This is a genomic window from Synechococcus sp. PCC 7336 (assembly GCF_000332275.1).
Classification (GTDB): Bacteria; Cyanobacteriota; Cyanobacteriia; order Thermostichales; family PCC-7336; genus PCC-7336.
Genome location: NZ_CM001776.1, coordinates 1,158,654 through 1,163,167, shown reverse-complemented (window position 1 = coordinate 1,163,167; position 4,514 = coordinate 1,158,654). Strand labels below are relative to the sequence as shown.

The following is a 4,514-nucleotide window of genomic DNA, read 5'->3' as shown; positions in this document are numbered from 1 at the left end:
AGACTTGATTCACATCCCGCGTCAGGGGGCTTTTACAGAACTAACTACCTATCGTTTTTCCTTAGCTGCTCAATGCCAGGGCTCATAGGTGGCAACAACATCCGAAGCGTAAAGTGCCTCTGACTCAACTGTTTTGTCAACCACATCAGCTACGACAGTTTTGGCAACATTACCAGTCAAAGCAATCCTGAGGTTGAGTTCCGCTTTAGCTATGCAGGCCGCGAGTTTGATGATGAAACCGGCTTGTTCTATAACCGGGCTCGCTACCTCGACCCCTCAACCGGACAGTTCATCAGTCAAGATCCATTAGGCTTTGGTGCTGGCGATACCAATCTCTATCGCTATGTCTTCAATAATCCTCTCTCTTTCAATGATCCCAGTGGTCTGCAAGCGTTCGTGCCAACCTTATCTCTAAACGATCAGAACTTTGATGGCAGGGACGATTCGTCAGAGCCAGGGGCAATCGATTTAGATGGCGATGGGGAAATCGACGATAGCGGTCTTGCCTCTGAGTTATTTGGCTCGGCTTTAGCGGGGCTCTCCATTCTGCGGGCGCCCGCTTCCCCAATTAATTTACCGTCGCCGACGCCTATCGAGCTCACTCCAGATGTTGGCGATGCCAATACTCCCAGTCAGTTACCTGATATTCCTGTGGATTTACCAAGCCTGGAGGGTATACCGCTTGGAGAGAATATCGGTCAAATTTTGGTTTTGGGAAATGATGCGATTCAAACTGCGCAAGATATCGCTGACGCTATTCTCGAATCAACGGATCTCGATGCGGCAAGGGAGATTATTGAGAATAGTCATATCCTTCTCTCCGAAAGCTCAAATAGTGGAAGCGTTGAGGATTTTGTGTCTAGTTTGCCGACAAGACAAACACCGTCCAATACACGTGCAGACCTTTTTGAAATTGAGCAGACAGGGCCGCGCAACTTTACAGTTCCGGCGGGAGATGAATCAATTAACATTGATGGCTTTAATGGAACTACAATTTTGGAGGCTAAGTTCGCAGGAAATCCAGGTAGAAGTCCATTTGTTGAGGATAGTGCAATTCCAGGTTTTATCCGCGATAGAATTGTGGCCCAGCAAAGAGATGAATTTAGAAGATTAGCAGCAGCTATCAACGACCCTCAGAATCCATTCACCGGTTTGGAAGTTCGCACAAACGATCCAAGAGCAGTACCATTCTTTGAATCTCTAATCAATGACTTTAATATTCCTGGTCAGGTTAGAGTTACCCCAACAGATATTAATTAGGAGGTAATTAAAATGTCAAATAATCTTTTGATTTTTATCGGAGAAGGCATTCAGTTTGACCTAGAATCTACAGTCAGTGCAATTAAAAAAATCGATGGAGTTACAGATCTAGTCGAGAGAGAGGGGCCTGGAGCGATCTTTGAATGTACTTACAAAAAAAATGGAGATTCAACTATACTTCGTCTAAGTAAAGACCTATTAGACATAAGTATTGATAGGGTAGACGAGCTGAGCCTAAGTTTAGTTCTGAGTCTTCAAGAAGTAATTGATCAACCGCTCAGTGTTGTTGATACAGGATACTCATTTCATATTAATTTAGAAGGCATTAAGTCATTCCAAGACCTCCAAAGTCGTATAGAAAACTTTGAATTTGAAGAGTAGCTATTAAATCCTCGGCATCCCCAAGACTAATGCATACCCGAGGCTAATGCATAAATGAAGTCGCTTTGCTCCGCCTGTTCCGCATCGCCGGTTATCAAGCGCACGGTCGTGCAACGGCAATGCTAGTCCCCCCACCCGCGCTAATCGCGCCTCCCAATTCGCGCCAAGCCGCCCCCGCGCAACCCCGCTAATGCCCAACAGTGCCATCAACGAAGCGGGGGCAACGCACCCACCCACCCGCCGTAGCTGCTTGGCGCGGGGATAAAACCATAAGGCGCGACTCATTGAGATTTCTTTGCTCCTCAAAGGTAAGAGCAGGTAAACCTGCCCTCACCTTCGAGGTCAAACATTAATTTTCCGGCTAACTTTGGCTTGCTAACTCCCGCTGACTAGCTGCCTGTCTCAACATAGATTGTTTAGCCGCATGTCTTAGGATTAACCCTTCTAAAAGCCCCTTCGCCAGAGCTTTATCCTCTTCGTCAAAATCCCGAATCGCCTCAAATTGGAGTTTTAGCTGCTCATCTGGTCCGCGCTCGTCGCCTTCGAACACTAGATCGTCCAAACTGATGTGCAAAGTCTTCGCCAGCTTCACTAGAGAGCTTAGGGTCGGCTGCCCAGACCCAGACTCGTAGTTCTTGATCTGGTTGACGTGCAATTCTACAGCGTCAGCCAATTGCTGCTGTGTCAATCCTTGACTTTTGCGCAACTGAACGAGCCTAGCGGGAAAATCCATTAGCAGCTAGATGCATACAAATTATCAATGCAACGGTATCCCTCTGAAAGCGTCAACCTATCTGAAAGTACATTATACAGTCTACAAAATATATAGTACTCTGGTCTTGACAAGTTTTTGAGGCTTGAGCCCATGCCCCGCTACCCAGACGAGTTAATCGAGCGCATCAAAAGCGATGTCAGTCTCGAACGCCTCTTGGCCGCCCAAGGCCACGAGCTCAAAAAACACGGCCAAGACCTGATAACCACCTGCCCCTTCCACGAAGACAAAACCCCCAGCCTGGTCATCAGCCCCGATACCAACCTCTGGCACTGCATGGGAGCCTGCCAAAGTGGCGGCTCCGTCATCGACTGGGTGATGAAACGGGAAGCCGTCAGCTTCCGCCACGCCATCGAACTGCTCAAACACGACCTCCCCCATCTCGATGCCGATAACCCCACCCCCGCTCAACCCATCAAACGCAGCAGCACTCCCAAACTCCCACCCTTAGCCGCCAACCCCGACAACCAGCGGCTACTCCAGCAAGTCATCGACCATTACCACCGCACCCTAACCGAGTCCCCCGATGCCCTGGCTTACCTGCAAAGTCGCGGCCTACACAGCAGCGAACTGGTGCAGCAATTCAAGCTGGGCTATGCCAACCGCACCCTCAGCTATCGCCTGCCTCAAAAGAACCGCAAACCGGGCGCTGCCATTCGCACCCAACTACAAGACATCGGCCTACTCCGTCAAAGCGGTCACGAACATTTCAACGGCTGTCTGGTGGTGCCAGTGCTGGATGAAACCGATGTCATTCACGAAGTCTACGGTCGCAAGATCGGTCAACGCTTACGCCAAGGCACCGTCCAACATCTCTACCTTCCCGGCCCCCATCGCGGCGTCTGGAATCTCTCCGCCTTATCCGCCAGCTCGGAAGCGATCCTGTGCGAGTCGTTAATTGACGCGATGACTTTTTGGGTTCATGGTTACCGCAACGTCACCAGCAGCTACGGCACCAGTGGCTTTACCTTCGACCATTTAGCCGCCTTCGAGCAGCAGGCCATCACTCGGGTCTACATCGCCTACGACCGCGACAGCGCTGGTGATGCTGCCGCTGAGAAGCTAGCACAAACCTTGAGGGACAAAGGCATTGAATGCTTCCGCCTGCTCTTTCCCCAAGGCATGGACGCTAACGCCTACGCCCAAGCCGTCACCGACCCCGCCGAGCGTCTGGGTGCTGCCATTCGTAAAGCTGAGTGGATAGGCAAAGGCAAAACTCCCCCTCAACTCCCTCCCTTAGCCGCTCCGACTTCGACACCAGAACCGGAGCGCGAGCCCGACCCGCAAGAAGCTGAACTACCTGAGGCCGATATCAAAGAGCACGAAATCAAACTCAGCTTCGGCGAGCGCCATTACCGTATCCGTGGCCTAGAGAAGAACCTCAGCTACGACCAACTCAAAATCAACTTACTGATCCGCCGCGACAAAGCCTTTCACGTCGATACCCTCGACCTCTACAATGCCCGCCACCGCAGCGCCTTCCTCAAACAAGCCAGCCACGAACTCTGCCTGTCCAGCGACAGCCTCAAAGCAGATCTCGCCCAAGTGCTGTTGCAATTAGAGGAGCTGCAAGACCAACAGATCCAGCAGGCCCTCAAACCCAAGACTCAAGTGCCCCACATGAACCAGAGTGAGCTGAAAGCCGCTCTGGAGCTGCTCAAACAACCCAACCTGCTCGAGCGTATTTTGCAAGACTTCGACCGTTGCGGCGTTGTGGGAGAACAAACCAACAAACTCGTCGGCTATCTGGCCGCCACCAGTCGCAAACTGGAGGCTCCCTTAGCCGTCCTGATTCAAAGCTCCAGTGCTGCGGGGAAAAGCTCGTTGATGGATGCGATTCTGGCGCTGATTCCTGCCGAGGAACAGGTCAAGTATTCGGCCATGACTGGCCAGAGTTTGTTCTACATGGGAGAAACCGACCTCAAACACAAGATCCTGGCCATTGCTGAAGAAGAAGGGGCCGAGCAAGCCAGTTACGCGCTCAAATTGCTCCAATCAGAGGGAGAAGTCACGATTGCTTCAACGGGCAAGGATGCCAGTAGTGGCAAACTCCAGACGGTGCAATACCGCGTCGAGGGGCCGGTGATGTTGATGATGACCA

The 4,514-nt window shown here is 51.3% G+C and carries 5 protein-coding genes; 3 read left to right on the top strand and 2 right to left on the bottom strand.

The window, feature by feature from the left end; all coding sequences use genetic code 11:
* The first annotated feature begins 144 nt into the window (after window positions 1-144).
* A complete protein-coding gene (locus SYN7336_RS32175) occupies window positions 145-1,260 on the top strand; it encodes an RHS repeat-associated core domain-containing protein (protein ID WP_227498656.1) in 1,116 nt (371 codons plus the stop codon).
* 12 nt (window positions 1,261-1,272) lie between these two features.
* The gene (locus SYN7336_RS05685; RefSeq protein WP_017324964.1) at window positions 1,273-1,641 is read left to right on the top strand and encodes a hypothetical protein; all 369 of its coding nucleotides are present in this window, start codon (window positions 1,273-1,275) and stop codon (window positions 1,639-1,641) included.
* A 3-nt stretch (window positions 1,642-1,644) separates the two neighbouring features.
* On the opposite strand, the gene SYN7336_RS30590 is transcribed toward SYN7336_RS05685, so the two are convergent.
* Both SYN7336_RS30590 and SYN7336_RS24615 read right to left on the bottom strand, forming a co-directional pair.
* Window positions 1,645-1,926, bottom strand: coding sequence for a hypothetical protein (locus SYN7336_RS30590; protein WP_156820042.1), 282 nt, complete (start codon window positions 1,924-1,926; stop codon window positions 1,645-1,647).
* A 76-nt stretch (window positions 1,927-2,002) separates the two neighbouring features.
* Window positions 2,003-2,374 (bottom strand): helix-turn-helix domain-containing protein, encoded by a 372-nt coding sequence (locus SYN7336_RS24615; protein ID WP_017324963.1) that lies wholly within the window; start codon window positions 2,372-2,374, stop codon window positions 2,003-2,005.
* 132 nt (window positions 2,375-2,506) lie between these two features.
* On the opposite strand from SYN7336_RS24615, the gene SYN7336_RS24610 reads away from it, so the two are divergent.
* Window positions 2,507-4,514, top strand: a 2,008-nt coding sequence (locus SYN7336_RS24610; protein ID WP_017324962.1) for a CHC2 zinc finger domain-containing protein, incomplete at its 3' end; no start/stop codon positions are given.

What these genes read in the sequence shown, in the direction of transcription:
- SYN7336_RS05685 (WP_017324964.1), top strand. Translation starts at nt 1,273, where the DNA reads ATGTCAAATAATCTTTTGATTTTTATCGGAGAAGGCATTCAGTTTGAC.
- SYN7336_RS24615 (WP_017324963.1), bottom strand. Translation starts at nt 2,374, where the DNA reads ATGGATTTTCCCGCTAGGCTCGTTCAGTTGCGCAAAAGTCAAGGATTG.
- SYN7336_RS30590 (WP_156820042.1), bottom strand. Translation starts at nt 1,926, where the DNA reads ATGAGTCGCGCCTTATGGTTTTATCCCCGCGCCAAGCAGCTACGGCGG.